The sequence below is a fragment of the Bradyrhizobium sp. GCM10028915 genome (assembly GCF_042666195.1).
GTDB lineage: Bacteria > Pseudomonadota > Alphaproteobacteria > Rhizobiales > Xanthobacteraceae > Bradyrhizobium > Bradyrhizobium canariense_D.
The window spans coordinates 247729-265080 of sequence record NZ_JBHTFN010000021.1 but is presented as its reverse complement, the minus strand read 5'-3'; the positions used below and the strand labels follow the sequence as shown (position 1 = coordinate 265080).

The 17352-nt window shown below is 64.8% G+C and carries 15 protein-coding genes and 1 other RNA gene; 12 read left to right on the top strand and 4 right to left on the bottom strand.

The features are described 5' to 3' along the window. Positions 1-13 precede the first annotated feature (13 nt). The 4 genes from ACFQX9_RS13070 (at position 14) to ACFQX9_RS13055 (ending at position 6535) form a co-directional block, all read left to right on the top strand. Entirely contained in the window at positions 14-1600 is a 1587-nt protein-coding gene (locus ACFQX9_RS13070; protein ID WP_085349098.1) for a DHA2 family efflux MFS transporter permease subunit, read from the top strand. Between the two features lie 326 nt (positions 1601-1926). After that, positions 1927-3726 (top strand): ABC transporter ATP-binding protein, encoded by a 1800-nt coding sequence (locus ACFQX9_RS13065; RefSeq protein ID WP_368507236.1) that lies wholly within the window; start codon positions 1927-1929, stop codon positions 3724-3726. Positions 3727-3790: 64 nt separating this feature from the next. Then, positions 3791-5197 (top strand): MATE family efflux transporter, encoded by a 1407-nt coding sequence (locus ACFQX9_RS13060; RefSeq protein WP_018454222.1) that lies wholly within the window; start codon positions 3791-3793, stop codon positions 5195-5197. 69 nt (positions 5198-5266) lie between these two features. Further along, complete coding sequence (locus ACFQX9_RS13055; protein ID WP_377788812.1) at positions 5267-6535, top strand: O-antigen ligase family protein; 1269 nt, start codon at positions 5267-5269, stop codon at positions 6533-6535. Here the strand turns inward: ACFQX9_RS13055 and ACFQX9_RS13050 are convergent. After that, positions 6532-7275 (bottom strand): sulfite exporter TauE/SafE family protein, encoded by a 744-nt coding sequence (locus ACFQX9_RS13050; RefSeq protein ID WP_085349094.1) that lies wholly within the window; start codon positions 7273-7275, stop codon positions 6532-6534. The genes ACFQX9_RS13055 and ACFQX9_RS13050 overlap by 4 nt on opposite strands. A gap of 230 nt (positions 7276-7505) precedes the next feature. Here ACFQX9_RS13050 and ACFQX9_RS13045 point away from each other — a divergent pair, with 230 nt between their 5' ends. Further along, entirely contained in the window at positions 7506-7763 is a 258-nt protein-coding gene (locus tag ACFQX9_RS13045) for a hypothetical protein (RefSeq protein ID WP_018454225.1), read from the top strand. A gap of 7 nt (positions 7764-7770) precedes the next feature. On the opposite strand, the gene ACFQX9_RS13040 is transcribed toward ACFQX9_RS13045, so the two are convergent. After that, positions 7771-9141 carry a PLP-dependent aminotransferase family protein gene (locus ACFQX9_RS13040; protein ID WP_085385396.1) on the bottom strand — a complete coding sequence of 457 codons (1371 nt, stop codon included), beginning with the start codon at positions 9139-9141 and terminating at the stop codon, positions 7771-7773. A 49-nt stretch (positions 9142-9190) separates the two neighbouring features. On the opposite strand from ACFQX9_RS13040, the gene ACFQX9_RS13035 reads away from it, so the two are divergent. Then, positions 9191-9655: a DUF983 domain-containing protein gene (locus tag ACFQX9_RS13035; protein ID WP_085385397.1), complete on the top strand. Its 465-nt coding sequence runs from the start codon at positions 9191-9193 to the stop codon at positions 9653-9655. 72 nt (positions 9656-9727) lie between these two features. Next, entirely contained in the window at positions 9728-10441 is a 714-nt protein-coding gene (locus ACFQX9_RS13030; protein WP_377788808.1) for an alpha/beta fold hydrolase, read from the top strand. Between the two features lie 55 nt (positions 10442-10496). Here the strand turns inward: ACFQX9_RS13030 and rnpB are convergent. Next, an RNA gene (gene rnpB / locus ACFQX9_RS13025) (RNase P RNA component class A) lies at positions 10497-10976 on the bottom strand. 149 nt (positions 10977-11125) lie between these two features. Between rnpB and ACFQX9_RS13020 the strand changes: the two genes are divergently transcribed. Continuing rightward, positions 11126-11479: a YciI family protein gene (locus ACFQX9_RS13020; protein WP_007600836.1), complete on the top strand. Its 354-nt coding sequence runs from the start codon at positions 11126-11128 to the stop codon at positions 11477-11479. A 22-nt stretch (positions 11480-11501) separates the two neighbouring features. Further along, on the top strand, positions 11502-12734 hold the full coding sequence (locus ACFQX9_RS13015; protein WP_377788806.1) for an RNA polymerase sigma factor: 1233 nt from the start codon (positions 11502-11504) through the stop codon (positions 12732-12734). Between the two features lie 124 nt (positions 12735-12858). Here ACFQX9_RS13015 and ACFQX9_RS13010 read toward each other — a convergent pair whose 3' ends face one another. Continuing rightward, positions 12859-13641 (bottom strand): N-acetylmuramoyl-L-alanine amidase, encoded by a 783-nt coding sequence (locus tag ACFQX9_RS13010; protein WP_085385400.1) that lies wholly within the window; start codon positions 13639-13641, stop codon positions 12859-12861. Positions 13642-14164: 523 nt separating this feature from the next. Here ACFQX9_RS13010 and rsmH point away from each other — a divergent pair. The 3 genes from rsmH to ACFQX9_RS12995 are packed head-to-tail and all read left to right on the top strand — an operon-like array spanning position 14165 to position 17301. Further along, positions 14165-15154, top strand: a complete 990-nt coding sequence (gene rsmH, locus ACFQX9_RS13005; protein WP_377788804.1) for a 16S rRNA (cytosine(1402)-N(4))-methyltransferase RsmH — start codon at positions 14165-14167, stop codon at positions 15152-15154. 3 nt (positions 15155-15157) lie between these two features. Further along, the gene (locus ACFQX9_RS13000) at positions 15158-15550 is read left to right on the top strand and encodes a hypothetical protein (protein WP_007600843.1); all 393 of its coding nucleotides are present in this window, start codon (positions 15158-15160) and stop codon (positions 15548-15550) included. Further along, positions 15547-17301 carry a peptidoglycan D,D-transpeptidase FtsI family protein gene (locus ACFQX9_RS12995; RefSeq protein ID WP_377788802.1) on the top strand — a complete coding sequence of 585 codons (1755 nt, stop codon included), beginning with the start codon at positions 15547-15549 and terminating at the stop codon, positions 17299-17301. The genes ACFQX9_RS13000 and ACFQX9_RS12995 overlap by 4 nt, the downstream gene beginning before the upstream one ends. Positions 17302-17352 lie beyond the last annotated feature (51 nt).

Genomic DNA, 17352 nt, shown 5'->3' with positions numbered 1-17352 from the left:
GCGAGGTCAGACCATGGCGAACGCCACGACCGCTTCACCTGCCATGATGGCGGACCCCGCTTCGGAGCGCATCGCACCGAAGCGGTTGTTCGCTTTCATCATCATGGTGTTCGGGATGTTCATGTCGATCCTGGACATCCAGATCGTCTCGGCGTCCCTGAGTGAAATCCAGGCCGGCCTGTCGGCAAGCTCTAGCGAGGTCTCCTGGGTCCAGACCGCCTATCTGATCGCCGAAGTGATCGCGATCCCGCTGTCGGGATTCTTGTCGCGCGCCTTCGGCACGCGGCTGTTGTTCGCAATCTCGGCGGCAGGCTTTACCGCATCGAGCCTGCTCTGCGGCTTCGCCACCACCATCGAGGAGATGATCCTCTGGCGCGCGCTGCAAGGTTTTCTCGGCGCCGGCATGATCCCGACGGTGTTCGCCTCGGCCTACACCGTTTTCCCACGCACCAAATTCCACATCGTCGGTCCCATCATCGGGCTCGTCGCAACGCTGGCTCCGACCATCGGGCCAACTGTCGGCGGCTACATCACCGACCTGATGTCCTGGAACTGGCTGTTCTTCATCAACATCGTGCCTGGCATCGGCATCACCATCGGCGTGCTGGCGCTGGTCGATTTCGACGAGCCGCATTTCGAGTTGCTCGACCGTTTCGACTGGTGGGGGCTGCTGTTCATGGCCGGCTTCCTCGGCACGCTGGAATACGTGCTGGAGGAAGGCCCGCAATATGAATGGATGCAGGACCCCTCGGTCGCGATCTGCGCCTGGATCTGCGGCATCTCGGCGATCGCCTTCTTCTGGCGCGTCTTCACGGCGGCCGAGCCGATCGTCAATCTACGCACCTTTTCCAACCGCAATTTCGCGATCGGCTGCGTCCTTCAGTTCTGCATCGGCATCGGCCTCTACGGCCTGACCTACATCTATCCGCGCTACCTCGCCGAAGTGCGTGGCTACAGCGCACTGATGATCGGCGAGACCATGTTCGTCTCGGGCATCACCATGTTCCTGATCGCGCCGGTGGTCGGGCGTCTCATGGCGAAGTACGACATGCGCTACATGATCGCGTTCGGGCTCGTCGTGTTCGCGCTCGGCTCCTACCAGATGACCTGGATCACGCGCGACTACGATTTCTATGAGTTGCTGATTCCGCAGATCCTGCGCGGCATCGGCATGATGTTCGCGATGGTGCCGACCAACAACATCGCGCTCGGCACGCTGGCGCCCGACCGGGTGAAGAACGCCTCGGGCCTCTTCAACCTGATGCGCAATCTCGGCGGTGCCGTAGGTCTCGCCGTCATCAACACCGTGCTCAATGACCGCACCGATCTGCACATTACGCGCCTGCAGGAGCGTGTGACCTGGGGCAACGCGACCGCGACCGAAACCCTGACCATGTTCATGCAGAAGTTTCAGGGGCTTGGCGATTCCACGCTGATGGCGATGAAGCAGCTCAGCCAGCTCGTGCATCGCCAGGCCGTGGTGATGGGCTTCGGCGATGCTTTCTTCATCCTGACGCTGTTCTATCTCGGCCTCACCCTGCTCGTCACACTGTTGAAGAGGCCGGCCTCGCCGTTCGGCGCCAGCGGCGACGCGCACTAATTTGCAACACTCGTGCGTGATCTCGCGCGAGCCCCGTTGCAAATCACCACTGACACATCTATAAAGCGCACCTCATTCCATCGAACCGGGAGGATTTGCATGATTTCGTCGCATTCGCAGATCGCACGCCCGCGCTCGATGATGTTCTGGCTCGGTATGTGCTCGGCCTCCTAGAGGCCTCTTCCGCCAGCTTCGATTGGGCTCCTGGTCCCGATCGCCCCGCTTCCCAAGTCAAAACCAACTTTAAGTGACGCCGTCTCGGCCCTCGCGGCCGGCCTGCGTCCATCAATGGAGCCGGCCCGCGCCATAAGCGGCCGGATGATGCCATGACCGCTCTGTCAAAAAGGCCCGCGGCGATACGCGTGGTGCTGCCCTTCGTGTTCCGGCACTGGCTGAAGCAGCCGGGGCGTACCCTCGTCGTCGCCGGCGGCTTGTTGGGTGCGACCATCGCCGACCTGTTCATGCCGGTCTTCTCCGGACATCTGGTCGACGCTCTGACGCGCGGCCCATCCGATCCCGCCGCGCGTGACGCTGCGCTGATGGCATTGGGCGGTATCGTGGCGCTGGGCGCGGCCTCCATGGTGCTGCGGCTGACGGGCCTCCAGGCCATCGTGCCGTTCTCGCTGAAGATCATGTCCGAGGTCGCGCAGGAAGCCTTCATGCGCGTGCAACGGTTCTCGACCGACTGGCACGCCAACTCCTTTGCGGGATCCACGGTGCGCAAGGTCACCCGCGGCATGTGGGCGCTCGACCTGTTGAACGACACCATCTTGATGGCGCTGGCGCCGTCGCTGCTGGTGCTGATCGGGTCGATGATCCTGCTCGGCCTGCACTGGGCCTCGCTTGGCGCGGTGATCGCGCTGGGCGCGCTGGCCTATGTCACGATGACGGTGCTGTTCTCGACGCGCTACATCGCGCCGGCCGCGCGCATCTCCAATGCCTGGGACACCAAGGTCGGCGGCACGCTGGCGGATGCGTTGACCTGCAACGCGGTGGTGAAATCGTTCGGCGCGGAAGCGCGCGAGGATGCGCGGCTTGCCCGTGTCGTCAACCGCTGGCGCGTGCGCGTGCGGCGGACCTGGCTGCGCTACAACTACACCAATCTGGCGCAGCTCTCGGTGCTGCTGGCCCTGCGTGCCTCCGTGATCGGCGGCGCCGTGCTGCTGTGGATGTCGGGGCGAGCCTCGCCCGGCGACGTCACCTATGTGCTGACGAGCTACTACGTCATCCATGCCTATTTGCGCGACGTCGGAATGCACATCAACAACCTGCAGCGCTCGGTCAATGACATGGAGGAGCTGGTGGCGATCCACGACGAGCCGATCGGGATTGCGGATGCGACGGACGCGCGGCCGATTGCGATCGAGCGCGGCGAGCTCGTGTTCGACGACGTCACGTTCCATTATGGCGGCCATCATGCGCCGCTCTATGACGGACTGTCGGTCACGATCCGCGCCGGCGAACGCGTCGGTCTCGTCGGCCGCTCCGGCTCCGGCAAGACCACCTTCGTCAAGCTGGTGCAGCGGCTCTACGACGTCACCGGCGGCCGCGTTCTGATCGATGGGCAAGACATCGCCAAGGCCACGCAGCATTCGCTGCGCAGCCAGATCGCGGTCGTGCAGCAGGACCCGATCCTGTTCCACCGCTCGCTCGCCGAGAACATCGCCTATGGCCGGCCCGGCGCCAGCCTGGAGGCGATCGAGCAGGCGGCACGGCTGGCCAACGCGCATGACTTCATCCTGCGCCTGCCCAAGGGCTACGGCACGCTGGTCGGTGAACGCGGCGTCAAGCTCTCCGGCGGCGAGCGGCAGCGCGTGGCGCTGGCGCGCGCCTTCCTGGCGGACGCGCCGGTGCTGATCCTGGACGAAGCGACCTCGAGCCTCGATTCGGAATCCGAGGCGCTGATCCAGCAGGCGATGGAGCGGCTGATGCGAGGCCGCACCTCGATCGTGATCGCGCACCGGCTCTCGACGGTGAAGAGCCTCGATCGCATCCTGGTGTTCGACCGCGGCGAGATCGTCGAGCAAGGCACGCATGCCAAGCTCGCGGCCAGGCCCGGCGGCATCTATCGCGGCCTGTTCGAGCGCCAGGTGGTGGAGCTCGGACAGATCGCAGCAGCGGAATGAGTGGCGCGCGGCCGGCGGACCAATGTCGGCCGCGTCGCCAAGGAATCGGTCAAGGATGGGTGAAATGAAAGACCTGACCAACGGCTCCGTCGCGAAGCACATTCTGGGCATGGCACCGCCGATCATGGTCGGTATGGTCACGATCATGCTTTGCCAGCTGGTCGATCTGTACTTCGTCTCGGGCTTGGGCGATGCCGCGGTCGCGGGCGTGGCGGCGGCCGGCAATGCCGGCTTTCTCATCAACGCGCTGATGCAGGTGCTCGGCGTCGGCGCGGTGTCGTTGATCGCGCATGCCGTGGGACGCAAGGATCGGCCGGATGCCAATTTGATCTTCAATCAGGCGATCGTGCTGTCGGTGCTGTTCGGACTGTTGACCCTGGTCGCAGGCGCGGCGCTGTCGCGCGCCTACATGCATGCGATCGCCGCGGACGAAGCCACGATCGAGGCGGGGACCACGTATCTGCTGTGGTTCATGCCGGCGCTCGCGTTGCAATTCGCGAGCCAGGTGATGGGATCCGCGCTGCGCGCTACCGGCATCGTGCGTCCCACGATGCTGGTGCAGGCGCTTGCGGTGGCCATCAACATCGCGCTGGCGCCGGTTCTGATCGCGGGCTTGGGCACGGGCCATGCGCTCGGCGTTGCCGGTGCGGGGCTGGCGAGCTCGATCGCGGTGTTGATCGGCGTCGTGATGCTGCTTGCGCATTTTCGTAAGGTCGAACGCTATGTCGCCTTCAATCCGGCGCAGTGGCGTCCGCAGGCGCAGCATCTGAGGCGCATCCTCAATGTCGGCCTGCCTGCCGGCGGCGAGTTCGCGATGATGTTCATCCTCATGGCGGTGGTCTATTTCGTGCTGCGCGATTTCGGTGCGGCGGCGCAGGCCGGTTTCGGGATCGGACAACGGGTCCTGGGCCTGATCCAGATGCCGGCGCTTGCAGTTGCGCTCGCCGCTGGGCCGATCGCCGGCCAGAACATGGGCGCCGGAAAAGGCGAGCGCGTGCGCGAAACCTTCGTCAAGGCGGCGCTGATCACCAGTGTCGTGATGATAGGCTTCATGTGCCTCGCGCAGTTGAAGCCGCAGCTCCTGCTCTCGGGGTTCTCGAACGACCGCGAAACCATGGAGATCGCGTTCCTGTTCCTGCGGATCATCTCGCTCAACATGGTGGCGCAGGGCGTGATCTTCACCTGCTCGAGCATGTTCCAGGGCCTCGGCAATACCAAGCCGGTGCTGTGGAGTTCGGCAACGCGCGTGCTCACCTATTCGCTGCCGGCGATCTGGCTGTCGACGCGGCCGGGCTTCCGGATCGAGCACGTCTGGTACCTGTCGATCGCGGCAACCACGCTGCAGGCGGCCCTGAGCTTGTGGCTGCTACGGCGTGAATTCAGGAAGCGCCTTGCCACGCTCCGGCATGAGAAGTCCCCGGAGCCGGCTGCGCCCAAGCGCGTGGCGTCTCCTGTACGCGCGCCAGCGTAGCGATCGCTTGTCCCCGCCCCACGGCTCCGGCAAACTTGCCGCGCCGTGGGGATCGGCTGCAGGGGCCAAATGACCGAGGTGTTGAACGAGCAGCGGCCCAATTCCTGGCTCGCCGCGATCTGGGCGGCACGCTATCGCACGCCAGCCCGCTTCGTCGCGCTGATCGCCTTGCTGTTGCCGTGGACCACGACCGGGCTCATTTTCGCGCTCATTCCCTGGCTGATCGCGTTCGCGTTCCTCGACCTTCGCGAATTTCCGCGTTCGCTGCTTCGGCCAATCTGCCTGCTGCCGATTGCGCTGGTCCTACTCGCCGCCATCGGCACGCTCTGGTCGGATGCGCCGTGGCCGGACCGAATCCATGCGATCGGCCCGGCGGCGAAGCTGCTGGTAATTCCGCTTCTGATCTACCAGTTCGAGCGTTGGCCGTTTGGCGGCTGGGTGTTTTCCGCGTTCCTGGTATCCTGCACGGCACTGATGCTCTATTCCTTCGCCGTCGCCGTCGATCCCGCATTGTCGCTGAAACTCTATCTGTCGCGCGGGCCCTACAAGGTCGAAAGCGGGATCGCGGTGCGCAATTATATCGACCAGAGCCAGGAGTTCGCGCTCTGTGCGATCGCGCTGGTCTACCCGAGCGTGTCGCTGCTGCGACGAGGCCGCTACCGCGTCGCGGCGCTGTTCGTGGCGCTCGCGATCGGATTCCTCGCCAACATGATGTTCGTCGTGGTCTCGCGGACAGCGCTGGTGACGCTGCCGATCCTGATCGTGGTCTTCGCGCTTTTGCATTTGCGCCGCCGCACCGCACTCTTCGCCGTCGGCGCGATGGGGCTGTTGACCGTGCTGCTGTGGACCGCCTCGCCGCGTCTGCGCGCAACAGTCGCCAAATTCAACGGAGACTATGAGGTCAGCATCGCCGGCAATGATGTCAGCGGCATGGGGTCACGACTGGAGTTTTGGCGCAAATCGCTGGCGTTCACCGCGGACGCGCCGCTGCTCGGTCACGGCACCGGGGCGATCCGCGGCCTGTTCGCGCGCGCGGCTGTCGGCGAGAGCGGGGTTCGAGCGGAAATCGTCGGTGATCCCCACAACCAGACGCTCAATGTCGCCGTGCAGTGGGGCGCGTCGGGCGTCGTGATCCTCTATGCGCTCTGGTTCGCGCACCTCTCGCTGTTTCGCGGAGAGGGGCTGGCCTGCTGGGTCGGCCTTCTGGTCGTGGTGCAGAACATGCTGTCCTCGCTGCTCAACTCGCATCTGTTCGATTTCGCCGAGGGCTGGATCTACGTGCTTGGCGTCGGCATTGGCGGCGGCATGGCGCTCGCCGCGAAGACAATACGGAGTTAGTGCGTGCCCAAACTGTTCCAGACCAGGCCGAGGCCCGACAGGAACAACAGACCGAGCACGACATCGCCGAAATGCTTGTCGCTCAGCGCATGATAGACGCGCGCGCCGGCCCATGCGCCGATCAGCGTGCCCGGAAATGCGATCACTGCGAGCCAGACCACCTTGAACGCGACGAGGCCCGAGGCGGTCTGCAACACCAAGGCGGCGCCGAGCACGGTGAAATTGAAGAGCTGGAAGATGCCGCGCCGCTCGTGCTTGTTCCAGCCTCGGATGTTTGCCCACAGGATCGGAAGTGGCCCCGACAGTCCGGCAAGGCCACCCAAGATGCCGCCGGCAAAACCGATCGCGCCGTCGGCAATGCGGCCGCCGAACGTGACGGCGAGCGGCCGCTTGTTCAGATAGAGAGCCGTCGAAAAAACAAGGATCAGCACGCCGACGCTCAGCTTGAACACTTTTGGATCGGCGGAGGCGACCAGCATGGTGCCCAGCGGCACGCCGATCAGTCCTCCAATCAGGAACGGCCAGACCAGCGAGAGATCAAAACTCTTCCACATCGACGGCAGCGTCGAGCTCTGCGCGATCACCGAGCAGATCAGCACCAGGGGCACCGCGAGCGAGGGCGGCAGCACGTAGAGCCAGATGCCGAGCGCCATCAGCGCCGTGCCGAAACCGGCAAGGCCCGAGACGAAGCCCCCGGCCAGTGCGCCGAGCAGCAGCAGCCCGTAGGTGAGTATTTCCAACAGATTGTCCCTGTTATCTTGACGATCCCGAACTGTTGATCGCCATCGCTCGCATAGCACAGCTGCGGCCGTGCAGGTCAATTTCAAAACCGCACGCAAGCGTGATCCCCAGCAGCGGGCGTTCGCGAAAGACAGGCCTACATGACGCTCGTACTTCAAACTGGGGGCCCGCTCGACGCCATCATGCGGTTCGATCGGCCAGTCTCCCGAATGAGATATGGAGAAGGACGATGACCCGCACGAAGATTGCCGTCGCGGCCGCACTAGTGTCGGCGGCGGCCTTGATGCCGACCATGGCGCAGGCCCAGTTTTCCGAGCCTGCGGCCTATCAGGCTGCCCATCCCGACCGCGACGTTCTGAATGGCGGCCAGCTCACGCCCGCCGCGCGCGGGGCTCTCGGCCAGCCGAGCGATGCCTACGCATCGCAAGCTTATCCATCGGCTGTTGCGCCGGTCGTGCGCTCCCACCATCGCCGGCAGCATCGATAGGTATTTGCTAGACGATCTGCCGGGTGTCGGCGGGCCTGTGCAGCGCGCTCATGAGGATGCGCAGCGCCTCCGTCAATTCCGCCCGGTTGCGCGCCGCGCCTAGCGAGACGCGTGCCGCGTGTGGTGCGGTCCCGTCGACGGTGAAGGCCTCGCCGGCGACGACTGCCAGTCCATTCCGCAGCAGATGCGCCGCGACATCGGGACGGTCCTCCGGCAGCCGCAGCCACAGATGATGCGCGGCGGGCTTGGCCTGGAACTCAAATCCCTTGAGCGCCCGTTGCGCGAGCTGCTGGCGGCCGATCGCCTCGCTTCTGATGGCGGTGATGATGCGGTCGGCGATCCCGGTCTCGATCCAATGCGTCACCAGCGCGACCATCAGCGGCGCCGGCATCTGCACCGTCGCCTGCAAAGAGCTACGCATCTCCCGCTGCGAGCTGCCGTCGGGCGTCACTAGATAGGCGACCCGTAGTGCGGGCGCCATACATTTTGACAGCGTGGTCGCGAGATATGTCTGATCCGGAATGAGATTGGCGATCGGCGATGCCGAGCGATCGAGCAGCCCGTAGGCATCGTCCTCGATCAGAATCGTATCGGCATCGTTGATGATCTTGGCGATGGCGCTGCGGCGCTCGGGGAGAAGCGTCGCGGTGGTCGGATTGTGCAGCGTCGGAATGAGATAGACCGCTTTCGGTCTATGCGTGCGGCAAGCCTTTGCCAGCGCCTCTGGCAGGATGCCGCCGTCATCCATCGCGACGCCGACGAGTCTGACGCCGAGGCGCGCGGCGGCGGCCCTGATGCCGGGGAAGGTGAGGGCTTCCGTCAGCACGATGTCGCCGGGCCGGGCGAGGTGGGCGAGCAGGTTGAACAGGATCGTCTGTGCGCCGGGAAAGATCACGAGCCTGTCGGCATGGGCATGCGGCACGCGGGGGCGCATCCATCGCGCCGCGACCTCGCGCTCGTGTGCGCTGCCGCCGGGCGGCTGGTAGTTGAGATGCGCGGTCAGGCCCGATTGCGCGCGGATGGCTTCCATCCCGGCGATGATGCGCTCGTCGAGCTGCGCTTCGAGAGGTTGCGGCGGCACGTTCATCGAGAGGTCGATCGCGACGGGATGCGGCAGATCGACCACGCGGCGCGCGCTGGTCTCCGACACGAACGAGCCCTGGCCGACCCGGGCCTCCATGATGCCGCGGCGCCGCGCCTCGGTGTAGGCGCGTGTCACCGTGGTGAGGTCGATGCCGAGCGCCTTTGCCAGCGCCCGCTGCGTCGGCAATTGTTGGCCGCGCACCAGCCGGCCGGCGGCGATATCGGCCTCCATGGCTTCGACGATGCGCTGATAGCGCGGCCCGCTCAGCTCCGAGATTGTAGGGGTCCAATCCATGCAATGAAGGCCCATATCCTTTGAATGTATGGATACAAGATATTATTGTATGGATCGTAGAAAAGGAAGAGGTGGGGTCATGGCGACCGGTTCAGTCTCTCTCACGAAAGCGATGTGGCGCGGTTTCTTGGGCAAATGCCCCAATTGCGGCGAGGGGCACGCGTTCGGCCGTTTCCTGAAGGTGGCGGATACCTGCGACCATTGCGGCGAGGAGCTGTTCCACCAGCGCGCCGACGATTTCCCGGCCTATCTCGTGATGGTCGTCGTCGGCCATCTCGTGGTGCCGGCAATCCTCGCGGTCGAGACCGCCTATGCGCCGGCCGTCTGGCTGCAACTGGTGGTGTGGCTGCCGGTGACGTTGTTCGCTTCGCTCGCGCTGTTGCAGCCGACCAAGGGTGCCATCGTCGGGCTGCAATGGCAGATCGGCATGCATGGTTTTGAGGCGGGCAAGCTGCGGCGCGAAGCCGGTCGGCCTGCAGCCGTCCTCGTGAAGGTGAACGCGCGCGCGGCTTAAGGGGCCGTAGCGTTTACATCGCGGGACCGGCCGCTACACTCCATCGTACAAACAAGAACGATGGAAACGCCGATGGCCGCACGCTCAAAAACCTTCCTGCTTTGTCACGGCGCGTGGTCCGGCGGGTGGGCCTGGAAGAAGATGCATCCGTTGACGGCAAGGGCCGGCCATCGCCTCATTGCGCCGACCTATACCGGGCTCGGCGAGCGCGCGCATCTGGCCAGTCCCGCGATCGATCTCAACACGCACATCCAGGACATTCTCAACGTCATCAGGTTCGAGGATCTCGAGGACATCGTGCTCCTCGGCCACAGCTATGGCGGCATGGTCGCCACCGGTGTCGCCGATCGCGCGCGCGAGCGGGTGACGCAATTGATCTATCTCGACGCCTTCGTGCCGCGTGACGGCCAATCGCTGTTCGATCTCCACGAGGGCGGGCGCGAGCCGATGCGCAAGGCTGCAAGCTCAGGCGACGGCTACCGCATCCCGCCGAACCCGCCGCCGCCGGATACCCCGCAGGCCGATCTCGACTGGCTCAACGCACGCCGGATCAACATGCCGATCAAATGCTTCGAGACGAAGCTAACGCTCGAACATGGCGAGCCGGCGATGCCGCGCAGCTACATCTATTGCACGCGCATTCCGCCGGGCGACGTGTTCGGGCAGTTCGCGAAGCGCACCAAGACCGAGGATGGCTGGCGCACTTTCGAACTCGATGCGAGCCATGCGCCGAATGTGACAGCGCCGGAGGCGCTGATGGGTGTGTTGCAAGAGATCGTCGGATAGCAAGCCCCCAAATGGTGAGGGGCCCGATGCAGTCAGCATCGAACCCCTCGTTGAAGATATCAGCCGGCCTCTAAGCCGGGTTCTGTAGGGCACCGTCCGCTTGCGCGAACGATACGTGACGGCCATTCCTCTGGGACCATGTTTGCACATGGCCTCGAGCAACCTACCCGGACGGCGGGCCTGACATCGCCCCGCGGCGTTATCGCTTTCGCGAACACTCCGCTATGCCGTCCCTATTCGGTTTTGCTCCCGGTGGGGTTTACCATGCCGGCTCCGTTGCCGCAGCCGCGGTGCGCTCTTACCGCACCTTTTCACCCTTACCTGCCTACGCAGCTTGCGCTGCTACGGCACGGCAGGCCCGAGGGCTTGCCGCGCCAAAGCCCCGAAGGGGCGACGGCGGGCGGTTCGTTCTCTGTGGCACTTTCCCTGGGGTCGCCCCCGCCGGACGTTATCCGGCACCGTATGTCAAGGGAGCCCGGACTTTCCTCCCCGGCGGCCTTTCGGCACTTGCCGGAGCGGCCGTCCGGCCGACTGACGGCTTACGCATGAAGCATTTGTGTCGGTTCCGCAAGCCGATAACGCCATGCACGGTTCGCCCGAAATAATTTATCCTGAAGATGTCGTTGGGTGCGTGTCCCGTTCGACTGGATGTCGGCGATCCAGCCGTGCAACAGGAGTTAACCGATGCAGTATTTGCTGATGATCTACCAGAACGAAGCCGAGTACGCGAATATGCGTCCGGCGGCCGGCCAGCAGATGACGGCGGAATATCAGACCTTCACGCAAGGCATCATCCAGAGCGGCAATTTCAAGGCCGGCGACCGTTTGCAGCCGACCACGACCGCGACGACGGTCCGCGTGCGCGACGGCAAGACCCTGACGACCGACGGCCCGTTTGCCGAAACGCGCGAGCAGCTCGGCGGCTATTACCTCGTGGAGGCCAAGGATCTCGATACTGCGATCGAGATCGCGTCGCGGATTCCCTCGGCGCGCATCGGCTCGATCGAGGTGCGGCCGATCTGGGTCTACGACAAGTGATGGCGCAGCCGCGCATCGACTTATGACATTGTGCGAGATCGACAAGATCTTCCGCGACGAGGCGGGGCGGGCGCTGGCCACGCTGATCCGCCTCGTCGGTGATTTCGATCTCGCCGAGGACGCGCTCCAGGACGCCTTTGCGGTGGCACTGGAGCGCTGGCCGGCGTGCGAGGTCCCCGACAATCCGCGTGCCTGGCTGGTCAATGTCGCCAGGCACAAGGCGATCGACCGTATCAGGCGCCAGGCCGTTTTCCGCGGCAAGGAGCAGGCACTCGTGCACGAGCTCGAGCTGAACGCGCAAGCGCCCGTCGAGCCGCCGGCGATGCTCGACGACGACATGCTGCGGCTGATCTTCACCTGCTGCCATCCGGCATTTGCGCCCGAAGTCCAGGTCGCGCTGACGCTGCGCACCGTCTGCGGGCTCTCCACGGCGCAGGTCGCGCGCGCCTTCCTCGTCACTGAGGAGGCGATGGGGCGGCGTCTCGTCCGCGCCAAGCAGAAGATCAGGCTCGCCGGCATTCCCTATGAGGTCCCCGAGCGCGACACGCTGGTGCCGCGGCTCGATGGTGTGCTTGCCGTGATCTATCTCGTCTTCACCGAAGGCTACGTGGCGACGTCCGGTGCGGATTTGATGCGACCCGATCTTGCCGCCGAGGCGATCCGGCTTGGCCGCTTGCTCGACCGGCTGCTACCCGATCGAGCCGGGATCAAGGGCCTGCTGGCGCTGATGCTGCTGCACGATGCGCGCCGCGCAGGGCGCCAGACCGCCGCCGGCGACATCGTGCTGCTGGAAGAGCAGGATCGTTCGCAGTGGGACCATGCACAGATCGAGGAGGGTCTGCGCCTGGTGGACGACGCACTGCGCGTGCCCGGCCGGCCGCAGCCGTATGCAGTCCAAGCCGCGATCGCTGCGCTGCATGCGCGTGCGCCGAGCTACGAGCAGACAGACTGGCCGCAGATTGCCGGGCTCTATGAAGTGCTGCTGCGGATCAATCCGTCGCCGGTGATCGAACTCAACCACGCGGCGGCGGTGTCGATGGTCGATGGGCCCGCGCGCGCACTCGATCTCGTGGATGCGACCGCCGCACGCGGCGCGCTTCATGGCTATGAGCTGCTGCCAGCGGTGCGGGCGGATTTGTTGCGGCGGCTCGGCCGGAATGAGGAGGCGCGCGAGGCCTATCGCGCTGCGACGGAGGCGACGCAATTAGAGCCGCTGCGCCGGCTGTACGCGCGAAGGATGCGGGAGATGGAGTAGTCGCCACATACTCCGTCATTGCGAGGAGCACTTGCGACGAAGCAATCCAGACTGCTTCCGCGGAGGCAGTCTGGATTGCTTCGCTTCGCTTCGCTCGCAATGACGGGGTGTGTGGCAGTCGTCGTCACTTCGTCGCGACGGTCGTAGCCTCCTGAGGGAGACTCCCCAACAGCGCCTGCAAGGTCGACAGCGTCGAGTGATCCGCGACCCCATCCAGTCGCGCCGGGCGGAAATGGCGCTGGAACGCGGTGACGACTTCCATGGTCGCGGCGTCGTATTTGCCGGTGAGGGGAACGCCGTAGCCGTATCTGGCGAGCGCTTGCTGCAGGCTCAGCACCTCGTCGCTGATGGTGCCGAGCATCAGGCTCTCGCCGCGCACCACCGGTGCGGGCGTGACCCAGTGGCCGACGCCGGAATTGGCCAGCGAATGCCACGGAAATTTCTCGCCGGGATCTTTCTTGCGCGCGGGCGCCACGTCGGAATGGCCGAGCACCCGGTGCGCGGGCACCTTGCGGCGGAGCATGATGCCGCGGCACAGCGCGATCACGGCGGCGATCTGGCGCAGCGGAAACTCCGGATAGCCCCAGTCGTGGCCGCGATTGACGATCTCGATCCCGATCGAGCAGGAATTGATGTCGTCCTCGCCGGACCAGGACGAGACGCCGGCATGCCAGGCGCGCCTGGCCTCCGGCACGCATTGCACGATGCGGCCGTCTTCCAGCACGACATAATGTGCCGATACCTCTGTGCCCGCGGAGCAGAGCCGCGCCAGCGCACCTTCGACGTCGGGCATGCCGGTGTAGTGCAGCACAATCATATCGGGTTGGCGGCCCTTGTTGCGGTCGCCATGGTTCGGTGAGGGGATGATGTCGGAGACGATCGAGGAATCCGGCTCGAACGTCCGCATGTTCGCGGCGGCTTTGGGAACCGGCAGAACGCGTTGACGCTTCGAATCAGATCCAGACGGCGTGGACGAACCGGACGACATAAATAGCTCGAGACAGACAGAGAGTGGGCCAAGCCCTTTTCTTTACTATTCCTTTACCCTCCACCGTGCGCAACCGCGCGACGAGGTTAACGGATGCATTTTGGCGCATGTGTGTGGATGAAGCATCACCGCCGCGTCAGCTTTTCGACTTGTCGCGAGCCGATCAACGCTTTCTTAACGCTAAGGGCCGTTACTGAGAGATGAAGAGCCGACCCGCGTCCGGAGGCGGCCAAAGCGTATTTTGGCTCGAAATCCCATGGCTGCCCGACAAATTCCAAGGGGAATACTGGGTTGGTGGCCCGGGACGACCGGGCACGGTAACCATATCGGACGGGGGTTGGGTCGTGGAACCGCCGCGACGCGGAATCATTCGAGGCGTTATGAGCTTGTTCGTCCCCGATCTCACTTGGGAGTCCGGCGGGGCGATCGGCAGGCCTGGCGCATGAGCTCGGCTCCGCACATCCCCGTTCTTGGCCGCGAGGCCATCGACCACCTCGCCCCGCGCGAAGGTGGCCTTTATATCGACGCGACCTTTGGTGCCGGCGGCTACAGCCGCGCGATCCTCGACGTGCCGGGAACCCAGGTGATTGCCATTGATCGCGACCGTACTGCGATCGAGGGCGGCGCCGAGCTCGTCGCACGCTCGGCGGGCAGGCTGACCCTCGTTGAAGATCGTTTCTCCAACCTCGCCGAGGTCTGCGCGGCTCAAGGCATCGATGGCGTCCACGGCGTCGTGATGGACGTCGGGGTATCCTCGATGCAGCTCGACCAGGCCGGCCGCGGCTTCTCGTTCCGCCTCGATGGTCCGCTCGACATGCGGATGGGGCAGGCAGGCCCGACTGCGGCCGATGTCGTGGCGCGCGCCTCGGAAGGCGATCTCGCCGACATCATTTATCTTCTCGGCGAAGAGCGGCAGTCGCGCCGGATCGCCCGCGCTATCGTCGCGGACCGTCAGGAGACGCCGTTCACGACCACGCGCGCGCTCGCCGAGCTCGTCGGCAGGGTGGTTCGGTCCAAGCCCGGCGATATTCACCCGGCGACGCGGACGTTCCAGGCCCTGCGCATCTTCGTCAACGAAGAGCTCGAGGAACTCCAGAGCGCGCTCATCGCTGCCGAGCGCGTGCTCAAGCCCGGTGGTCGCCTCGTTGTCGTCTCGTTCCATTCGCTGGAAGACCGCATCGTCAAGAATTTCCTTAGCCTGCGCAGCAAGACGGGTGGCGGCTCACGCCATTTGCCGGAAGTGTCTCAGGCGGTGCCGAGTTTTCAGCTGCTGACGCGGCGGCCGGTGATCGCGGGCGAAAACGAAGTCGCGCATAACCCGCGTGCGCGATCGGCAAAACTGCGCGCCGGCGAGCGCACCTCGGCGCCGGCGCATGACGAGCGCGAGCAATCGTCCTGGCCAAAACTCTCCGATGTCATGAGAGGTGGCTAGCGCATGCGCTTCATCCACCTCCTCGTCATCGGCGCGCTGATCTTCGCGGCAGCCTATGTCTATAGGATCAAGATGGACTCCACGGCGCGCACCGAAAAGGTGCTGCGGCTGCATGCGGAGATCCGCGAGCAGCGCGATGCGATCGCGGCGCTGCGCTCCGAATGGGCCAAGCTCGATGCGCCCCTGCGCCTGCAGGGCCTGTCCGATCGGCATCTGCAGCTCAAGCCGGTCAACGGCACGCAATATGACTCACTGAAGAATCTGCCCGAGCGCCCGCCGCGGATGTTCAGGCCGGGCGAGCCGGATCCGATCGGCGCCATGCTCAACACCATCGAAGCCGCCAGCGATCCCGATAATGTGACGGGCTCCGTACCTCAGCCCGAGGACAAGCCATGAATGCTGTGACCCCGGCCAAACCGGCAGAAAAGCCGACTGAGCCTTGGCGCCAGCGCCTGATCCGCAGCCTGCTGTACGGGCGCAACGTCGATCGCGCGGCCAAGGCGCGGGCGCGCGTCGGCCTGGCGATGCTCGCCTTTGGCGCGGTCTACGCCCTGATCGGCGGCCGGCTAGTGATGTTCGCGATCGGCGCCGACGCCCACGGCGCGCGCCGCGCCGCGGCGCAGGAGGTGGTCGCGACCGCGCGGCCCGACATCGTCGATCGCAACGGCGCGATCCTCGCGACCGACGTCAAGGCGTCGAGCCTGTTCGGCGAGCCGCGTCGCATCATCGACAAGGACGAGGCAATCGAACTTCTGACCGCCACGGTGCCCGACCTCGACGAGGCCGAGGTGCGCGAGCGCCTGAAGACGCGCAAGGGCTTCGTCTGGCTCAAGCGCGAGATTACGGCGAAGCAGCAGCAGGACATCCACAAGCTCGGCATTCCCGGCATCGGTTTCCTGCGCGAGAACAAGCGCGTCTATCCGACCGGCAACGAGGTCGCCCACCTCATTGGTCTCGTCAACATCGACAACCAGGGCATCGCCGGCATGGAGAAGTGGCTCGACAATCAGGGGCTCGCCGATCTCCACCGCGCGGGCTTTGCCACCGACCGGCTGCAAAAGCCGATCGAGCTATCGGTGGATCTGCGGGTCGAGCACGCACTGCGTGACGAGCTGCTGAAGGCCAAGGAGAAATACCACACCAAGGCCGCCTCCGGCATCGTCTCCAACGTCAAGACCGGCGAGATCGTGGCGATGGTCTCGCTGCCGGATTTCGATCCCAACAATCCGAAGGAAGCGCACGATCCCGACCGCATCAATCGCCTGACCACCGGCGTCTACGAGATGGGCTCGACCTTCAAGGCGTTCACGCTGGCGATGGCGCTCGATTCCGGCAAAATCAATTTGAACTCGATGTGGGATGCACGGGGAAACCTGCACTACGGCAAGTTCACCATCCATGACAGCCACGCGCTCGGACGTTTCATCAACACCAAGGAAGTGTTCACGTTCTCGTCCAACATCGGCGCCGCGCGGATCGCGCTCGGGCAGGGCGTCGAGGCGCACAAGGCATTCCTCGGCAAGATGGGCCAGTTGACGCGGCTGCGCACCGAACTGCCGGAAAGCGCGGCTCCGCTGATACCGCGCCGCTGGGGCGAGCTGAACACCGTGACCATCGCGTTCGGCCAAGGCATGTCGGTGGCGCCGCTGCAGGCGGTGATGGGCATCAACGCGCTGGTGAACGGCGGCTATTTGATTCCGCCGACCTTCATGAAGCGCAGCGAGTCCGAAGCGGCGGCGATGGCCAAGCGCGTCATCAGGACGGAGACCAGCGACAAGATGCGGTTCCTGATGCGGCTCAATGCAGAAATCGGCACCGCCAAGACCGCCGACGTCAAGGGTTACTACGTTGGCGGCAAGACCGGCACGTCCGAGAAGGTCATCAACGGCCGCTATGCCAAGAAGCGGGTGCTCAACTCCTTCACCGCGATCATGCCCTGCGACGATCCGAAATATCAGATCCTGATCATGCTGGACGAGCCCCAGGCCATTCCCGAAACGAAGGGTTTCATCACCTCGGGCTGGAACGCGGTGCCCACGGGCGGCAAGGTGATCGAGCGGATCGCGCCGCTTCTGGGTGTCGAGCCGCGGTTCGACCTGCCGCCGTCCGAGCGCCTTATTCTTGCAGCATCCAGGACAACCCAGTAATCAACCGGGTGGGCCGTTGCCGCTGCTGAGTCGGGATTTCCCTGCAAATTC

What these genes read in the sequence shown, in the direction of transcription:
- ACFQX9_RS13070 (WP_085349098.1), top strand. Translation starts at nt 14, where the DNA reads ATGGCGAACGCCACGACCGCTTCACCTGCCATGATGGCGGACCCCGCT.
- ACFQX9_RS13065 (WP_368507236.1), top strand. Translation starts at nt 1,927, where the DNA reads ATGACCGCTCTGTCAAAAAGGCCCGCGGCGATACGCGTGGTGCTGCCC.
- ACFQX9_RS13060 (WP_018454222.1), top strand. Translation starts at nt 3,791, where the DNA reads ATGAAAGACCTGACCAACGGCTCCGTCGCGAAGCACATTCTGGGCATG.
- ACFQX9_RS13055 (WP_377788812.1), top strand. Translation starts at nt 5,267, where the DNA reads ATGACCGAGGTGTTGAACGAGCAGCGGCCCAATTCCTGGCTCGCCGCG.
- ACFQX9_RS13045 (WP_018454225.1), top strand. Translation starts at nt 7,506, where the DNA reads ATGACCCGCACGAAGATTGCCGTCGCGGCCGCACTAGTGTCGGCGGCG.
- ACFQX9_RS13040 (WP_085385396.1), bottom strand. Translation starts at nt 9,141, where the DNA reads ATGGATTGGACCCCTACAATCTCGGAGCTGAGCGGGCCGCGCTATCAG.
- ACFQX9_RS13035 (WP_085385397.1), top strand. Translation starts at nt 9,191, where the DNA reads ATGGATCGTAGAAAAGGAAGAGGTGGGGTCATGGCGACCGGTTCAGTC.
- ACFQX9_RS13030 (WP_377788808.1), top strand. Translation starts at nt 9,728, where the DNA reads ATGGCCGCACGCTCAAAAACCTTCCTGCTTTGTCACGGCGCGTGGTCC.
- ACFQX9_RS13020 (WP_007600836.1), top strand. Translation starts at nt 11,126, where the DNA reads ATGCAGTATTTGCTGATGATCTACCAGAACGAAGCCGAGTACGCGAAT.
- ACFQX9_RS13015 (WP_377788806.1), top strand. Translation starts at nt 11,502, where the DNA reads ATGACATTGTGCGAGATCGACAAGATCTTCCGCGACGAGGCGGGGCGG.
- ACFQX9_RS13010 (WP_085385400.1), bottom strand. Translation starts at nt 13,641, where the DNA reads ATGCGGACGTTCGAGCCGGATTCCTCGATCGTCTCCGACATCATCCCC.
- rsmH (WP_377788804.1), top strand. Translation starts at nt 14,165, where the DNA reads ATGAGCTCGGCTCCGCACATCCCCGTTCTTGGCCGCGAGGCCATCGAC.
- ACFQX9_RS13000 (WP_007600843.1), top strand. Translation starts at nt 15,158, where the DNA reads ATGCGCTTCATCCACCTCCTCGTCATCGGCGCGCTGATCTTCGCGGCA.
- ACFQX9_RS12995 (WP_377788802.1), top strand. Translation starts at nt 15,547, where the DNA reads ATGAATGCTGTGACCCCGGCCAAACCGGCAGAAAAGCCGACTGAGCCT.